Origin of the sequence: Viridibacillus sp. FSL H8-0110 (assembly GCF_038003565.1) — a bacterium.
Classification (GTDB): Bacteria; Bacillota; Bacilli; order Bacillales_A; family Planococcaceae; genus Viridibacillus; species Viridibacillus arenosi.
Window position 1 is genome coordinate 645846 of record NZ_JBBOPJ010000001.1, and the last position, 18304, is coordinate 664149.

The 18304-nt window shown below is 35.6% G+C and carries 12 protein-coding genes; 11 read left to right on the forward strand and 1 reads right to left on the reverse strand.

Translation table 11 applies throughout. The annotated features are described in order from the left end of the window. The first annotated feature begins 479 nt into the window (after window positions 1-479). From MHH98_RS03235 to MHH98_RS03260, 6 genes are all read left to right on the forward strand, one after another. Window positions 480-2219 (forward strand): ABC transporter ATP-binding protein, encoded by a 1740-nt coding sequence (locus MHH98_RS03235; RefSeq protein WP_038189048.1) that lies wholly within the window; start codon window positions 480-482, stop codon window positions 2217-2219. Next, window positions 2219-3967 (forward strand): ABC transporter ATP-binding protein, encoded by a 1749-nt coding sequence (locus tag MHH98_RS03240; protein WP_038189047.1) that lies wholly within the window; start codon window positions 2219-2221, stop codon window positions 3965-3967. The genes MHH98_RS03235 and MHH98_RS03240 overlap by 1 nt, the downstream gene beginning before the upstream one ends. A gap of 362 nt (window positions 3968-4329) precedes the next feature. Further along, complete coding sequence (locus MHH98_RS03245; RefSeq protein ID WP_038189154.1) at window positions 4330-5595, forward strand: MFS transporter; 1266 nt, start codon at window positions 4330-4332, stop codon at window positions 5593-5595. Between the two features lie 212 nt (window positions 5596-5807). Next, window positions 5808-9617 carry an AAA domain-containing protein gene (locus tag MHH98_RS03250; RefSeq protein WP_038189046.1) on the forward strand — a complete coding sequence of 1270 codons (3810 nt, stop codon included), beginning with the start codon at window positions 5808-5810 and terminating at the stop codon, window positions 9615-9617. Window positions 9618-9637: 20 nt separating this feature from the next. After that, window positions 9638-10399 (forward strand): hypothetical protein, encoded by a 762-nt coding sequence (locus MHH98_RS03255; protein ID WP_038189045.1) that lies wholly within the window; start codon window positions 9638-9640, stop codon window positions 10397-10399. A 220-nt stretch (window positions 10400-10619) separates the two neighbouring features. Beyond that, on the forward strand, window positions 10620-11246 hold the full coding sequence (locus MHH98_RS03260; protein WP_076034451.1) for a hypothetical protein: 627 nt from the start codon (window positions 10620-10622) through the stop codon (window positions 11244-11246). Window positions 11247-11684: 438 nt separating this feature from the next. Here MHH98_RS03260 and MHH98_RS03265 read toward each other — a convergent pair whose 3' ends face one another. After that, window positions 11685-11888: a YheE family protein gene (locus MHH98_RS03265; protein WP_038189043.1), complete on the reverse strand. Its 204-nt coding sequence runs from the start codon at window positions 11886-11888 to the stop codon at window positions 11685-11687. Between the two features lie 70 nt (window positions 11889-11958). On the opposite strand from MHH98_RS03265, the gene MHH98_RS03270 reads away from it, so the two are divergent. The 5 genes from MHH98_RS03270 to MHH98_RS03290 all read left to right on the forward strand — a co-directional run bounded on the left by MHH98_RS03270 (window position 11959) and on the right by MHH98_RS03290 (window position 18259). Then, the gene (locus MHH98_RS03270) at window positions 11959-12348 is read left to right on the forward strand and encodes a ferritin-like domain-containing protein (RefSeq protein ID WP_038189042.1); all 390 of its coding nucleotides are present in this window, start codon (window positions 11959-11961) and stop codon (window positions 12346-12348) included. Between the two features lie 96 nt (window positions 12349-12444). Continuing rightward, window positions 12445-13587, forward strand: a complete 1143-nt coding sequence (locus MHH98_RS03275; RefSeq protein ID WP_038189151.1) for a DUF445 domain-containing protein — start codon at window positions 12445-12447, stop codon at window positions 13585-13587. A gap of 21 nt (window positions 13588-13608) precedes the next feature. Then, window positions 13609-13953 (forward strand): YlbF family regulator, encoded by a 345-nt coding sequence (locus MHH98_RS03280; protein ID WP_038189041.1) that lies wholly within the window; start codon window positions 13609-13611, stop codon window positions 13951-13953. Between the two features lie 539 nt (window positions 13954-14492). After that, on the forward strand, window positions 14493-15605 hold the full coding sequence (locus MHH98_RS03285) for a hypothetical protein (protein WP_038189040.1): 1113 nt from the start codon (window positions 14493-14495) through the stop codon (window positions 15603-15605). Window positions 15606-16444: 839 nt separating this feature from the next. Continuing rightward, a complete protein-coding gene (locus MHH98_RS03290) occupies window positions 16445-18259 on the forward strand; it encodes a bifunctional metallophosphatase/5'-nucleotidase (RefSeq protein ID WP_051448811.1) in 1815 nt (604 codons plus the stop codon). The last annotated feature ends 45 nt before the right edge of the window (window positions 18260-18304 follow it).

Here is an 18304-nt window from a genome sequence, read left to right on the forward strand (position 1 = left end):
ATCTACATGATTTGTTTTGACTATTAATAATAATTGTTTATTGAAGTAAGAAATATCGTCAAAAGTAAGAATATAATTAAATTACTCAATTTATTCTAAAAGTATTGACAATTCAAAATTCGGAGTGCTAATATTGAGAGGCACTAAATAATTTATGGAAAAGGAGGTATGGATTATGAAAAAGTTAAGAAGTTTATTTAAACAATTAAATAATGAATCCACACCTACCTATTCAGCAATTAAGTCTGTAATTTAACTTTTATAACTAATTGGTATGGGTGTAGATACCTGTATCTTTTTTAAAGCGTATGCTCTGAAAGGGGTGTGCGCTTTTTTTGTTGCCTTTTTAAGTGAATTACGAGTGCCAAATTATAAAAGGAGAGCTGAATATGTTTATTCAAAAGCGGAAAAAGAAATTTAATAAGGATTCGATTGAAGACGGTTAGTGTAAAAACAGAATAAGAAAGTAGGAATAATAAATGTTTGAGGTCTTATTTAAATTAAAATGGTTTTTTAAAGAAAATCGAAAGCGGTACGCAATAGCCATCGCATTGTTACTAGTGGCTAATGTAATTGAAGTGACGCCACCGTGGATTATTGGTCAATCGATTGATGCTATCCACTCAGAAACATTAACAAGTCATTCCCTTATGTTTTATATTGCTGCTATGCTAGTCATTTTGGTATTGTCATATGTCGTCAACTTTATATGGCAATATCAATTGTTTGGTGGAGCGAATGTAATTGAACGTAAGCTGAGATCAAAGCTCATGACAAAGTTTTTGAAAATGTCTCCACCTTTTTATGAACGAAATCGTACAGGAGATTTGATGGCGAGAGCGACAAATGATTTACGTGCTGTCTCAGAAACAGCTGGTTTTGGTATTATGACGTTAATTGATTCGACTTTATACTTATTAACAATTTTACTAACAATGGGATTCCTTGTTTCATGGAAGCTAACAATAGCAGCTATATTGCCATTACCGATATTAGCAGTCGTTATGCAAATTCTTGGTAAGAGAATTCATGAGCGTTATATGAAAGCCCAAGACGTGTTTGGTGAAATGAATGATAGCGTACTTGAAGCTGTAGAGGGTGTCCGTGTTGTTCGTGCATACGTTCAAGAACGTGCTACAGAGCAACAATTTAGTGAAATGACAGAAGACGTTTACAAAAAAAATATGCATGTTGAGAAAATTGATGCATTATTTAATCCAATTACAAAAATTTTAACTGGACTTAGCTATATGATTGGTCTTGGTTTTGGTGCTTATTTAGTGTCTAAGCAAGAAATGACTTTAGGTGAGCTAGTTACATTTAATGTATATCTAGGTATGATCGTATGGCCAATGTTTGCGATTGGAGAACTCATCAATGTTATGCAACGTGGGAATGCATCACTTGATCGTGTACAAGAAACATTAGACGAGAAAGAAGATGTTGTTGATCCAAAAACGCCAACAATCATTCAAAATCCGGAGTCTATTGTATTCAAAGATGTGACATTCCAATATCCACAATCATCTTCTATTAACCTGGCAAACCTTGAAGTTTCTTTGAAAAAGGGGCAAACGCTAGGAATTGTTGGGAAAACAGGTAGTGGAAAGACGACTGTCGTTAAACAGCTATTACGTGAATATCCAAATGGTGAAGGAGATCTATTTGTCTCAAATAGTCCTATTCATGATCAAACAAAGGAACAGGTTCGTAACTGGATAGGCTATGTACCTCAAGACCACGTACTATTTTCTAGAACAGTGAAAGAGAATATTTTGTTTGGTAAATCAGATGCGACAGAGGACGAATTACATGAAGCAATCCGTTTAGCAAACTTCGAGCGTGATTTAGAAATGCTACCACTCGGTTTGCAAACATTAGTTGGAGAAAAAGGGGTTTCGTTATCGGGAGGGCAAAAGCAACGTATTTCAATTGCTCGCGCATTAATTCGTGATCCAGAAATATTAATTTTAGATGATTCCTTGTCAGCAGTGGATGCTAAAACAGAAGCAACAATTATTCAAAATATCCAAACAGCTAGAAGTGACAAAACGACCATAATTGTGACACACCGCTTATCGGCAATTCAACATGCGGATTGGGTCATTGTATTAGAGGATGGTCGCATCGTTGAAGAAGGTACACATCAAACATTGCTTGAAGAAGAGGGCTGGTACAAAGAACAGCATGACCGTCAGCAAGTTGAGGGGGTGAAATAATGGGTACTGGTAAACGATTATTTCAATATGCTTTAATGTACAAAAAGCTACTTATTTCAGGCCTGTTATTATTAGCTATTGCAGTTGCCGCAGATTTAGCGGGACCATTAGTAGCAAAGAAAATTATTGATGATCATATTGCAAAAGCAGAAGTCGCAGGTATTGATTTTCAGCCGATTGCAATTTTATTGGCTGTATTCTTCGGATTAGCAGTTGTTGCCGCTATTTTTAGATACGGTCAGTATCTTTTACTTCAAATGGGTGCAAATCGTATAATTCAAAAAATGCGCAATGAAGTCTATGAGCATATCCAAACATTGCCGATTCGTTATTTTGATAATTTGCCTGCCGGAAAAGTGGTTGCGCGTGTTACAAATGATACGGAAGCTATTCGTGATTTGTTTGTAACGGTAGTCTCACAGTTTGCAGCGAGCTTTATGACGATCTTCGGGATTTATATCGCGTTATTCTTCCTTGATTGGAAGATGGCATTAATCGCATTATTTGTTATTCCAATTTTAATTGTTTGGACGATTGTGTATCGTAAGTATGCTTCTAAGTACAATCATATTGTACGAGGAAAAGTATCTGATATGAACGGTATGATCAACGAATCGATTAATGGGATGACTATTATTCAAGCTTTTAGTCGCGAAAAACAAATTGAAGATGAATTTGCGGCACTAAATGAAGAGCATTATCGTTATCAAAATAAGCTGCTTATATTAGATGCAGCTACATCTCACAATTTAGTAGGCGTTATTCGTTCGCTTACATTTGTACTTTTTATCTGGTATTTTGGCAGTGCTGAAATGAATGGTGCAGCTGCTATTTCAGTCGGTATGCTATACGCTTTTGTTGATTATATTACACGATTATTTAATCCTGTAACTGGTATCGTTAATCAGTTGGCTCGCTTAGAAAGAGCAAACGTTGCAGCAGAGCGTGTCTTTGAACTATTAGATCAACCAGGGGAGCCTGTAGTCGATAAACGTATACCACGATATAAAGGAAATGTTCGCTTCGAGCATGTGTGGTTTGCTTATAAGGAGCAAGAATATGTGCTGAAGGATATTGATTTTGAAGCGAAGCAAGGAGAGACAGTCGCGCTTGTTGGTCATACGGGCTCTGGGAAAAGTTCTATCATGAATTTACTTTTCAGTTTTTATGACGTTTCAAAAGGTGCGATTACAATTGACGGTATCAATATTAAAGAGCATTCTCGTCAAACCATTCGAGAGCATATGGGAATTGTATTGCAAGATCCTTATTTATTTACAGGTACGATTGAATCGAATGTTAGTTTAGGAGATCCTAGAATTACGCGTGATACAGTACAGAAAGCATTGGATGCAGTTGGTGGTGAACGCGTTTTGAAAAATTTACCGAAGGGTTTAGATGAACCTGTGATTGAGAAAGGTAGTACATTATCTTCGGGACAACGTCAGTTAATTTCATTTGCCAGAGCGCTTGCCTTTGACCCTGCGATATTAATCCTTGATGAAGCAACTTCCAATATAGATACGGAAACTGAAGAAATCATTCAGCACGCAATGGATGTATTGAAAAAAGGACGTACGACATTTATCATCGCACATAGACTTTCTACTATTAAAAATGCAGATCGCATTTTAGTATTAGACCGTGGTGAAATTGTAGAACAGGGTACTCATGATGAGCTACTGAAACAAGGTGGACGTTATGAACAAATGTATAAACTACAATCAGGTGAAAAAAATATTAGTTAATATGAAGACCCTTCAAATGCTCAAGCAATTGAAGGGTCTCTTTTAATGGAAAAATCAGTGCATTATAGTGGCGATGAAAATAGAAAGAACGGCGCAAAAGGTAATAGAGGTAAGCCAGTTCAATTTTGAAGTGGTTTCCAAAAATACATTTAATATGCCACTAATAAGTAGTGACACGAAAAAGGAGAAGAATAAATAATAAACTACTTCTGGCATACAAACGTTTCCTCCGATTCAAGAACTGTAATAAGTACTTTTATTAAGATTAGTGTATTTGAAGCATGTAGCTATTGCAAATGTTTGCCGATACTCGTATATTTAGGGAGACGAATTAATTAGCTATGTGAAAGTAGGTGTCAATCCTGAGCTGGTGGCAAGATTGGTTACATAGTATCAAATCTTTTAATCGAAATATTAAGTTGTTCATGGTTGGGAATATACTAATCCAAATAGGAATGGGCATATTCAGTGTAATGTACAATTTATATATTAAGGAATTAGGTATGAAGGAAGCTGTTAATGGAAATGTTATTGCGATGACAGCGTTAGCAACAGCTATTATGCTAATTCCAGCTGGTCTCCTAAGTGATCGATTTGGACGTAAGTGGGCGCTTATTATCGGAACAGGATTAACAGCAATTACATTTTTCTATAGAAGCATTGTCACTGTTGAACAACCGATGCTTTGGTCAGCATTCGCTACAGGCATTGTGTGGGCTGTAGCTCAAGTTTCAGGGGTACCATTTTTAGCTGAAAACTCCAAGGCTTCAGAAAGAATGAAATTATTTAGTATTCACTTTTCAATCATGACAATTGCAGGTTTTATTGGGAATTTACTTGGTGGAGTTGTAGCTGACTGCGCAAGTTTTCTTATGGAATTGTCTGCTGTTGAAGGAATTCGGGTATCGCTTTATAGTGGTGTCGCATTCTTCGTCATTGGATTATTTCCATTGTTCCGCTTGAAGATGGAAAGTAAAGTTGTTATAGAATCAACATCTATTAATAAAAATATAGTAAAAGTATCAGAAAAAAGCGCGAGCTTCAAAGAAAATATAAGAATCATTGTACTATTTGGGATAGCTCAATTGATTATTGGTATAGGATCAGGGCTGGTCATTCCATATTTAAATTTGTATTTCGCTAATCGTTTTAATGCATCCAATACATACATAGGACTTATTTTAGCATTAGGATCAGCAATGACAGCTGTTGCAATGTTGATAGGACCTGCATTAGTTAAACGTGTAGGTGAAGTTAGAGCTATTATCATATTTCAGTTTTTATCCATTCCATTTTTATTTTTAACTGCGTTTACAAATTCTTTATTTGTAGCATCGATTGGTTTTTTATTCCGCCAAGCATTGATGAATGCAGCGAACCCGATCCAATCAGCCATTGCTATGGAAATTGTGCATGATAAATATAAAGGGTTAGGGAATTCAGTCAATCAGATGGTATTCCAAGTTGGCTGGGCATCAATGGGTCTGCCAGCTGCATTTTTTGTTACGAAGTTTGGGCATTATTGGGGATATGCTTATACCTTTACGATTACAGGCATATTGTATCTGATTGCTTCTACCTATTTTTATTTGGTGTTTGGACGCAAAAAAAAACTCTCAGTGGAATGAGGAAAACATAAGAATAAGAACATCTACTTGTTGTGCTTGATATAAAAACAACATGTAGGTGTTTTTTATAGTTCTTTCATTAATTTTTCTTTAATACATCAATTACCATCGCCTTTCTAACATTCGAAAATTCAAATACGATGGCAAAACTGCTATTATAGAAATTAGTGTTTTTAAAAAGGGACCAATTTCGAAGAGAGGAAGATATGTTCATGGGACAAGTAGTAGCTAAAATTGAAACGGTGCGCACAAACCTAATCATGACAAACAAAGCACGTGAAGGAATTTTAGCATGGTCAAAAGATGAGCATGCTTTTTTTCATATTCAAAAATCGTTTTTAGTACATATTGAAAGAATGAGTAATTCTGCACAAGGAGAGACAGCGATTACAATCTATTTTGACAATGTAGCCAACACGAACCTTGCCGAAAAGCTAGATAGTCAAGTTGTAGTGATGAATTGTATTGTGAAATATGAAGGACTACTGGCAACTAATTTCCGTGTTATCAGTTCAAGAGTCCCTGTTCGTACAAATAGAAGATTTGCAACACAGTTAGAGTTCGTGACAGCCCCTAAGAATACCGTAGGATTACCAATTGAACTCCATTCTAAAATTCGCCAGTTGCCAATAGCAGAAGAACGTTCAGAATATGTTAGAAAACGTATTTCTAGCTGGGAAGGTTATTTGAAAATACAAGAGCGTGATGCCACGATTGAGGATATGACAGCATCATTCTCAAAGCTTTCGGTCAATGAAGACTTCAGTCGAATGACATTAAATTGTAGTGGTTTAAAGGATAATGAATGGAATAAAGCTAAAGGATTAAGTGCGAAATTTAAAGGCTCTCGAGATGAACTTGGTGAAGTATTGAAAGTGAATCGCGCGAATAGAACAGTAGAAATTGAGCTACGTCCATATATAAGGGAGCAACTGCGCAAAAATCAGCTAAAACCAAAAACAAAGGAAGTCATCTTTAGTAATTTTGCTACTTTAAGTCAGATTCGTAGACTACGTAGAGGGTTTGCAGATTTAGAAAAAGGATTAGCTGCAAATGCCAATCTAGAAAAGATTTTATTTGAAGATCGACCTCGTATTCAAGCACCGAAGAAGCGAGCTAAACTAGAGTTTCATAACCGGTTAAATGAATTTCAACAAGAAGCTGTGATTGGAGCAATGTCAGCTGAAGATTTATTTGTTATTCAAGGTCCACCAGGAACTGGTAAAACAACGGTTATCTCAGAAATATGCCAGCAAAATGCGAAGGCAGGTTTGCGTACATTAGTAGCTTCTCAGTCTAACTTAGCTGTTGATAATGCATTAAGTCGACTGCTTTCAAATAAAGACATTCGCATTTTACGCTTTGGTCGAACAGAAAGTATTGAAGAAGAAGGCAAAAAATTTATTGAAGAAAATGTGGCTGAGTATTGGAGAGAGCAAACGTTACAAGATATCGAGCAGGAGCTAACGTTGCATGCTAGTCAAGAATCGGAGCTTACTGCAACATTAGAGAAATGTGAGGAAGAACTTCAAAAATTCAAAGCCCAGCTAATATTTATAAAGGAAAAAATAGTAGAACAACAACAGGCAAAACTCGATTATGAAGTAATAACTAACGAAATTCAAAAACTAAAAAAAATGTTGGGTATTTATAGAAGAGAACTTCGGGACCTTGAAGAACATTTTGGAGAAGTAGCAAATAAATATGAGCATGTTTTATTGAAGGTAGAGGAGTTAGAGCGTTTCATTGAAGCAAATGAATCCAGTGAAAAATTACTTGAGCGAACTAATCGATTAGCGGATGAAATAGGGCTTACTAGAAATCAATTGCTTTATCGTCAAGCTGAAGAAGAATTGAATGCAGTTAACGAAGAGTTAAACAATTCTCGTAAAGAATACATGACTTGGCAAAAAAACATTTTAGAACTACATCAATTGCAACATGAGTTGAAAGACTTTACTAAAGTTGATGAACTCACTGATTTTATGCAACAGTACGACATTCCAATGGGTTTTATCATTGAACGCCAGATTAATGCATTAGAGAAAATTAAAAATCAAATGGTAAGTTATCATGATTGGATGGCTGTAAATAATAAGTTGAAAGCAGCGATTGACTATGTAGAGAAGCAAATGGGGCAAGCTTCTCAAATTATTTTGCAACAAGTTAACGCACGTCCAGAAGATAGCTATTCATCCTATTCGATTCGAGAAGTGCATGAAGCGATAGATTATATGAAGCAATTTTTAATAACACAAAAAGTTGTTAACCCTGTACAGTTAAAACCGCATTTAGAAAGACTTTATTTAAGAAGAAAGTTTGTATGGGAACAAGGTACAATTCTACAACAACTAAAACAAGAAGCAGTCAGATTATTTGAGATGATCAAGCGAGAAGTGATTAAACAAACAACTGAAGTATTAGCTAACGCACAGCAAAAGAAAAGTACTTTAACGAATAAAGGGATGCTACTAAAAGATAAGCAAACTCAGCTCCAAAAAAGATATGAACAATTAAAGTTAAGTTTGTCTGATGTACCTATCTCTAGCCATTCAGAGCAACTAACAGCAATATTACACAAGTTAGAAATAGAGGAGCAGCATGTTAAATCAACCTACCAAGCAGTTTTACAAACCATCCCTCAATTAGAGCAAATGCAGCAACAGCACCAAAAGTTAATGGAAGAAAGAACTTCTTTAGCTAGTGACATTGAAGAAAAGAAACTAGCAATTCAAGAGATTAATTCACAAGGCTTACAGCAGGAAAAGGATTTAAAAGCTTTGGAAGAAATCCTGGATCAAGATTATGAAGACCAACAATTACAAGCAGACTATGCTATTAAAAAGCTTACAGAGAAAAAAACAAAACTCCAGCATAACAAAGCACAGCTACCTATTAAACAAGCGCTACAAAAACAATGGTATACATTACTACAAGAAGCCAATGAACATGATTTAGATGAAATTCGAAAAATGTATGTACGACATGCCAATGTTATTGGGACAACATGTGTAGCTTCAGCTCGAAAAGAATTCATGGATAATTATCCAACATTTGATGTCGTTATTATCGATGAGGTGTCTAAAGCAACACCACCAGAATTGTTGCTGCCAATGTTAAAAGGGAAAAAAATTATTCTCGTAGGAGATCATCATCAGCTACCGCCATTAGTTGGAGACGATACATTAGAGGAAACGTTAAAAGCGATTATCGAAGAAAGTGACGCACTAGAAGAAAGTGCTGAACTAAAAAAATTATTAAAAGAGTCTTTATTCGAACGCCTTTTCAAAAACCTCCCTAGAGATAATAAACAAATGCTAGCGATACAATATCGTATGCACGAGGATATAATGAAGACAATCACCCCTTTTTATGAAAATGAAGATGACCAACTGCAATGTGGTCTAATCAATTCAGATACCGTTCGAGATCATTTCCTAGAGGGGCATTATGTAAAACGGTCTGATCACTTATTATGGCTAGATATGCCAAATGAAAAGCCTTATTTTGAAGAACAAATGAAAAATGGTAAAAGTCGTTTCAATCAAGGTGAATTAGATACAATTCGCCATATGCTATTAGATTTAGACCATGCAACTGAAATGGCTAAAGCGGCAGGGAAAATAAAACAAGATGAACGCAAAAGCATAGGTGTTATAAGTTTTTACGGGGAGCAAGTTAAGAAAATTGACCGCCTTATTCAGCAAGAGCTAAATCTACAACATTTACATCTACGCACCGGTACTGTTGATAAGTTCCAAGGGATGGAAATGGACGTTATTATCGTAAGTATGGTTCGTAATACGCAACATAAAGGTGGAGATATCGGTTTCGCCAATGATTATCGTCGATTAAATGTAGCGCTATCGCGTGCGAGGGAGCTACTTATTCTTGTAGGTAGTACAGAAATGTTTACACAAAGAGCGAAGCAGAAAAATGCGCGAGAAATGTATAGTCAATTATTAATAACAGTGAGAGAACAAAATGGCCTCCGTGACCAAGACGGCAATGTAAAACAGTAAAGTGGAAAGGAGAGCCAAGTATGAAAGCGTTAGAAAAACGATTGAAAAGAGAAGTTTTACAAAATGGCAAAGTAGAGATTTTAAAAACCTCAATCTGGTGCGTGCCAGTGCAATCAATTGATGTCACTTATCAACCAGTAAAGCGATTGAAGATGGATATATTGATGAAAATGATGCTACTCACTTTCCAACAAGCTGAAATTTCAAATGCTAGCGAATTGGGTGAATTACTATTAGTAGAGGATCTCTTCATTCAAGACCTTCTCATAAATTTAACGAAAACAGGGCTAATTGAAAGAGGAGAGAAATACTATCATTTAACATCTAAAGGTAAAATCCAACTTGAAAATGGCGTGTTTGAAGAAGAGCAAGAAATAGAAACACAGCAGTTGCTTTACAGTGCTTGCCACGAAGCATTCTTGCCTGCGGAAATTGATCAGATGGATGAGTATGACGAGTTACCAGATCTGTTTCGTTATGCTTTAGAGGAACCAGAGGAGACATTAAAGTTTGTAGAGGAAGAGTTAATAGAAGTTCTGCAAAATAGCCGTACATCTGAAGACGAAGGTGAAGAACAAACAGTCATTACTGATATCTTATCAAAAGAAGCACGCCAGATTAATGATGTGCCTTGTCTTGAATATATCTTATACAACCGTGAACAGGACCTTCTTTTTGTTCGAGTATGGAATACATTATTATCTCAATGGGATGATAAGTTGGAGAAGCTACTAGTTGAAAAAGAAGTTGTTATGTGGCGAGAAGAGTATTTGAAAGTTTAGTTACAAGTTAGCCTTATTAAAGGTATTATTATTTGGGGCTCCTTGGAGGAGTTCTCTATTAATAATGCTTTTTTTTGTGGCATAAATATTTAATTGTAGTTAAGTAATCGATGATTTTATTAGCCTATTTAAATATCAATAAATTAAATGAAATATTTACCTTTTATGTACTTTGGTGGAGAATTAAGGAAGGCTATTCAATGAACTGGGGGTTATATTTATGAAACAGATACTATTAGTATTAGCTGCTTGTTTGTCTGTTTTTGTATTAACGGGGTGTAGTGAGAAAGTAGATAAAGAATTAAGCGAGAACTATATTCAACATTTAGAGCTCTCAAAACGTGAAAAAAGTTTAATTCAAGCCGTCACTGGTGATGGTGATAATCCAACATTTATACATGAATTTAAAGTTGATGAGAAGTGGAAGTCAGTAAAATTATGGGTAGAGAAATATGAATATGGTCAACTAAAAGAAAAGGATGCAGTAGCTATTAGCGTGGGAATTGAAGAAAAAGGGAAGTTTGTCGTAAGTTTCAGGAGACTTCCAAATGGAAAACCTAACGCCATTGTTAGAGTCGCTTTAATAGATGATAAAGCGATTTATTCTAGTGAAGGTAATATCAAACTGCCAAAAACAGGCTCTTCTGGTTCAGCAAATATTGTTTCAGAAAAAGTAAAGGTAGGGCAAGATATGGTGTTAGCACAAGTGATTTATTCTAAGCAAGATCAAAATATTTCTATTGGTGATTGGAATTTATATAATAATCCTAATGAATTAGCAGAAAAAACGTCAAAGTATCCTGCTGTCTATTTTGTACTCTGCTCATTTTCTGAAAAAAATATGTAGGAGAAATTAGTCTGAGGTCAGTTTGGATTTTGTCATTTTGCTCTGCGTAGTATCGATTTTTCTTATTTAAATAGATATGAGAAGTAACGACCTCGCAGCTGAACGAGCGCCTGAAGCATTTAGTTAGATATCCAGCTTCAGGCGCTAGCGGCTCGGGTCGTTTCAGTCGGGCGATCAAAGTCAAAGAGCGACTTTGGCTTCCGCCTTCCAACGACCTCGCAGCTGAACGAGCGCCTGAAGCATTTAGTTAGATATCCAGCTTCAGCGGCCAGCCCTTCGAGGTCACTTCAGTCTCTCGGTCAAAAGTTAAAGTGATGCTTTTGATTCGAGCCTTCCAGTGCTTGTCAGGGGCCAACAGGAAGTTGGTTATGTAGCCGTTGCCACAGGACGTGGCGAACTTAGGCTATCTTCCATTAAACGGGCCGCTTCAGCATTTAATTAGTCATATACATGATAAAGCATTAGTTCATGGATCATTTTTTTTACGGTTTCTTCATTTGGTGGTATTGACCCGGACCAGATGATGGAGCCGTCTTTTTTATATTCGCCTTCGTATCGTTGATGCTTGTAGAAGAAGGCGATTTGCCAGCCTGGTAATTTTGTATTTTCGAACAAAGGTTTGAAACTGAAATGTTGAATCATATGTATACCCCTTTTCATAGTGCCGGTCCCGTTCGCATATAGTGTGAAAAAGCGTATAGGAGATGGCGGTATGTTTGAAGAACAGCTAAAGAAAGCGATTCAAGATAAATATCAGATGTATTTTTGGTACAAATCGATGCTTGGGCTGACGAAGGATCCTACATGGAAATCTTATATCGAGCATGCAATAACAGACGAGAAATGTCATTATGAGATGTTCCAACAACTTTATTATATGATGACTGGAGAATATGTACAAAATTTAACGAAAAGACCACCATGCAAAAATCTTAAGGCTTGTGCGAAAGAGGCTATCGGTGAAGAACTTGAGGCGACGGATTTATATAAAGAAATGTTCTTAAATACTCCACTTCAACAAGGGCAATACCCATTCTTTATTGCTATGCAAGATGATATGGAACATGCAATACGCTTTTCAACAATTTACAATTCCCTATAAATTGAATGAAATCCCTAACTTCAATAGCTATTAATTCTCACCTACTTGACTGTCTGTTATAATGTAGGAGAGTTTTTGAAGAAATGGGTGAAGAATATGGGTGTGTTCGTAACAATACTATTCATGGCTGTCATTGGAGCAGTTATTGGTGGATTTACGAATCATTTAGCGATTAAAATGCTCTTTAGACCTTATAAAGCAATTTATATTGGTTCTTGGCGTGTACCATTTACACCAGGTTTAATTCCAAAACGCCGAGATGATTTAGCAAAACAACTAGGAAAAACAGTAGTGAATTATTTACTCACACCTGAGACATTCCGTAAAAAGTTCTTTTCAAATGATATTCGATTGAAAATTGAACAATGGTTAAATGAAAAAATAGAAACAACTTTGTTTACAGACGATAAAACAATCAATGACTGGCTGAAGCAAGCGGGTGTTGAAAACATCCACTTAGCGATTGAAGAAAAAGTTGATGCTTTAATCATTGATCAAGTAGATAAAGTACAAAATGTCCTATCTACAAAAACGGTTCGCGAGCTTTTACCTGAAAGATGGCAAGATAAGGCGAATACGAAAATTCCAGATATCGCTCGCTATATTTTAAATAAAGGCGATGTTTATTTTGAATCAGAAGAAGGCAATCAAACGATTAAACGATTAATTGATGATTTCCTTGATACAAAAGGAACGCTTGGTGGTATGATTCAAATGTTCTTAGGCGATTCTTCATCAATAGTTAACAAAGCTCAAAAAGAAATTAAAAAATTTCTTAATGCAGATGGCACATTTGTGCTCGTTTCGAATATGTTAACGAATGAATGGGTTAAATTACAAGATCAAACGGTTACTCAACTAGTTGGCGATTTAGATTTTAATTCGACAACAAAAGCGGTTCAAAACTATGTGAAGAATGAATTGAGAATTGAAAATCGTTTAGACCAGCCAATTGTACATTATTGGGCACATGGTGCTGAGTGGATGCAACAAAATGTTGTACCACAGGTAGTTGACAATGCTTTTGTACAAGCAGAAGCGAAACTGGAAGATGTCTTAAAACGATTAAATTTAGAAGAAGTAGTACGTGAACAAGTAGATACATTCCCTGTTGAAGTACTTGAAGATTTAGTACTGGGCATTTCAAAAAAAGAATTTAAAATGATTACAGTATTAGGTTTCGTTCTTGGTGGTATTATTGGTGTTATTCAAGGGATTATTATGACGCTGATTAATTAAAATTGAAAGTAGGGTATCAAAATGATTAATATTTATAATGACATTAACAAATTAGAAGCAACATTCCGCCAAACGGCAGAATTTGACACATTAAAAGCTGCTGTTGAAGAAGTGAAAAACGATTCAGAGGCACTGACGTTGTTTCAAAACTTCCGTAAAGTCCAATTGAATTTACAAGAAAAACAAGCAAAAGGTGAACAAATCCAAGAAGATGAATTAACTTATGCTGGAAAAACTGCTCAACTTGCTCAACAAAATAGTAAGATAGAAAAAATGCTTCAAGCCGAAATGGCTCTAAGTGGTTTAATTGAAGAAGTAAATCGTATTCTAATTAAACCAGTTCAAGAACTATACGCTGAAATCTAATCACAAATATAATTTGTGAAGAATACATCAATACATTAGATCATGCAAAATAATAAAGAAAATTGAGAAGGAGATACTACAAGAATTGTAGTATCTCCTTTTTTTATTTTTAAGTAAATTTAATTGACTTAGTAATTTCAATTTATTAAGAAAGCTACAAACAACAAGATATTAATAGGTTTCTCTTTTTAGATGTGACAATGAATGTACTTAAATATTTAGTTTCAGGCTGAAGGAATTACATATGTATAGTGTCCAAAAAATATATAATTGCAATTTTAAAAAGACTTAGTTATTAGGTGCAATGATTATAATTAGCATGATTTTTTAATCAATTAATATAGTGAGAGTATTCAAATGTATTATATTATGTATTATTTGTAAAATAAATAGCCGTGTTGGATGGGTTTTGTAAAATATGTAAATGTTGCCGAGGTAATATAGAATCTATGAGAGGCATACCATATAATCGAAGTGGTTGAACTTAATAGATTTTCTATTAGGCAAATACAACCCTAAAAATAGAGAGGTGTGGGATAGTGAGGAATTACAGTTATAAATTTGTAAAACCTTTAACATCATTAGTGTTAGGAGCAACTTTATTAACAAGCGCCGTCATTGCTCCGATAACCAGTGCGGAGGCAGCAGTGTCTTCTAGCTACAAAATTATCAAAGGGAAGCTAGTTTCAAAATCAACTAGCAAAATAGTAAAAGGGATTAAGACTTACAAAGGTAAAGTTTACAAAGATGGCAAGTTACTAACAGGTTTAAAATCAGGGGTTTATTACAAAAAAGGTGTTAAATGGACTGGTTGGTATAAAGGCAAATGGTACGAAAAAGGTAAAGCATTAACGGGGTTTGGTAAAAACACTAGTAAATTATATATTAATGGAAAGCTCGCAATGGGTAATTGGTATAAAGGTAAATGGTATGAGAACGGAAAAGCTTTAACTGGACTAGGGAAAAATACAGGAAATTTATACGTTAATGGTGTTATAAACACTGGAAAGTATTTATACAAAAATAAATTATACGATGGTGCAGTTTTAAACAAAGGTCTAAAGCTATATGGAGACAAACTATATAGTGGTGCAGCCTTAAATCAAGGTCTAATATTTTTTGAAGGTAAACTATACAATGGCACGGCATTAAATCAAGGTTTAGCACTATTTGAAAGTAAACTATATAACAGTGCAGCGTTAAATGTAGGCATCGTACAGTATGGAGGTAAATGGTACAACGGCTCTGGCTTAGCGTCTGGAACTATTACAACCCCAGACGGAAAAACAATACAGGTTGAGAATGGTGTTGAAAGTTCACCAGGTAACGGATCGTCATCAGGGAATAATGGCGGAACAAGTGATCATGCCCCAACTGCATCAAGTGTCAAGATTGTTGGAGCTGCAAAAGTAGGTGTAACATTAGAAGTTACTTATACTTATACAGATATAGATAAAGATGTAGAAAAGGGTACAACATTCCAGTGGTATGCAGATGGAAAAGCAATTACTGGCGCAACAACTTCGACATTTAAACTGACAACAGATCAAGTAGGTAAAGTAATCTCTGTACAAGTGACACCCAAAAATGATAAAGCGATAGGAAATGCCGTAACAGCAACTTTACCAAATGTAGTAGTAACTCCTCAATAAAATTAAACGAAACGTTACTTTATAAGCTAGAGAAATATCTAGTGAAATAAGTAGAAATAATCATTCATGAATAGAATATTTAATAAGAAAAAACCTTCATAATGAATGTTTCTAACTGTTATTTTCCAATTGGTAGGTGTAATTCCTACTCTTGCACAACAGTCTTTTGAAGCAAGTGCCTAATCCTCCTGGACCCAGTGATGCGCTGATCAGCAGAAGGGGTTAAGTCAGGTGAAGTCGTACTCGAAAAAAACGAGGCGGGGCTCTTTAAAAGACAGCTATGGTTAGGCAGACGAATCCATGTAGGCAGTGTGAGGTAGTGAATGTTGCGAAACGCTAGGAGTTCAACATTCATCCTTATAGATGAAATGATGTAATGGGGGTTAGTAAAATTGACTGTTAAACTAACCATTCTCACAACTGAATAGTGGAGACCTAAGGCTGTCAAAATAAGGGATGGATATAACGGAACGTTTGAAGTTCTTCTTGACGAGGTGAATCAGCACTGAAGAAGCAAGAAGAACGGCAGCGGGTTCGTAGTAGTGATGATTGCTGGCCGTTTGGATTTGTATGGTAACATACGAAAAGGATAAAACCAGCTGGAGCGAAGGAACCCAGTCAGCAGAGTATTCTCTAAATTGCTAATCTCCTCAATAAATAATTCAGAATGTTCAGTTTTCATGAGTATTTAATGAGGTAGAAAAAAAGTGAAAAGACAATCATTCTACTGATAGCACGCCGTATGCGATGAAAGTCGCCTGTACGGTGTAGGCCCGAAACGAAATCCACAAGATGTGGTATAAGACGGGAATAGCGAAGAAAACTTTACTTTATCATTAATGCATACCAACGACACACATGCACATTTAGATAATATAGCGAAAAGAACAACTGCCATCAAAAATGTTAGAGCTAAAAAGCCAAATTCATTATTACTAGATGCAGGTGATGTTTTTAGTGGCACGCTATATTTCAATGAATTCCAAGGAAAAGCAGATTTGGAATTCATGAATTTATTACGTTATGATGCAATGACCTTTGGTAATCATGAATTCGACTTAGGCTCAAGTAAAGAAGGGCATCAGGCTTTAGCTGATTTCATCAAAGGTGCAAATTTCCCATTCATTAGTGCCAATGTAGACTTTTCTGCAGATGATCGCTTTAAAGGTCTGTTTACAGATCTAATCTCGAGTAAGCCTGAAAAAGGTAAAATTTATAATGGAATTATTAAAGAAATCAATGGCGAAAAAGTAGGGATTTTTGGTTTAACAACGGAAGAAACTAAGGATATTTCAAGCCCTGGCAGTATAGTATTTGAAAATTATATTAAAGAGGCTGAAAAAGCAGTTAAAGCGTTTGAAGGGCAAGGCGTCGATAAAATTATTGCTTTGACACATATCGGTTATGATGACAATGCGAAAATCGATAATGATTTAACATTAGCTTCAACAGTTAAGGGCATTGACGTGATTGTTGGTGGGCATAGTCATACACAGTTAGATGAGCCAGTCGTTATAGATCAAGATAATAACAATAAAACAAAAGATCCAACTGTTATTGTTCAGGCGTATCAATATAGTGATTATTTAGGCAATGTTGATGTTGAGTTTGATAGTAAAGGTAAAGTTATTACAACAAATGGAGAATTGATTAAACTTAGCAGCCTTGCAGACGACGTAGAAGCGGCTAACATACTTAAGAAATATTCTGATCAGATTAAAGAAGTATCTAATAAACCAATCGGAGCAGAAGCGTTAAGTGAACTGAGTAACCCAAGAACATCAGACACGGGTCCAAGTGTCCGTAATAGTGAAACAGCACTTGGAAATATCATTACAGATGGTATGTTAGCAAAGGCAAGAGCACAAACCAAAAATAATAATATCATTATGGCACTACAAAATGGTGGAGGTATTCGATCAGGCATTAATGCAGGTGAGATCACTGTTGGAGAAGTTATAACAGTACTACCATTTGGAAACACATTAGCAACAATGAAGCTTACAGGAGCTGAATTAAAGCAAGCATTTGAAATAAGCTTTAAGGAATCTCCAAAAGAAAGTGGAGGCTTCCTTCACGTATCTGGTGCAAAAGTTGAATTTGATTCATTAAAACCAGTGGGCGAACGAGTTGTATCGATCAAGTACAAAGATACAAATGAAACTTACGTGGATATAAAAGACCAAGAGAGTTATACAGTAGCAACAAATGCCTTCACTGCAAAGGGTGGAGATAAGTATGATGTCTTTAAAAAAGCCTATGAAGAAGGTCGTGTAACAGACTTGGGACTTTCGGATTGGGAAAATTTAGCGGAACATTTAGCGTCTCTTAAAAAAATCAAACCTACACTAGAAGGACGTATTGTAGACGTGAAAAAGGGTGAAGATCCAGATATTAGAATACCAGGTGCGGAATTCTCTGGTACTACTGAATCTCCAAAAGTTTACAATGGGAATGTGATCGTTGATATTACAGATGTTGCTTCTATATCCAATGCGATAATTAAAGGAAACTTAATCATCACTGGCACAGTATCTGAAGATATTATCATTTCTAATATTAAAGTGGAAGGTAACTTAGATTTATCCGCTGTTAAAGGGGATAGTGATAATAGTTTTGAAAATATCGAAGTAACTGGTGAAACAAACATATGATTTTTTAACGAAATCGTCAGTAAGTGAACGATTTGGCTTCCCCCA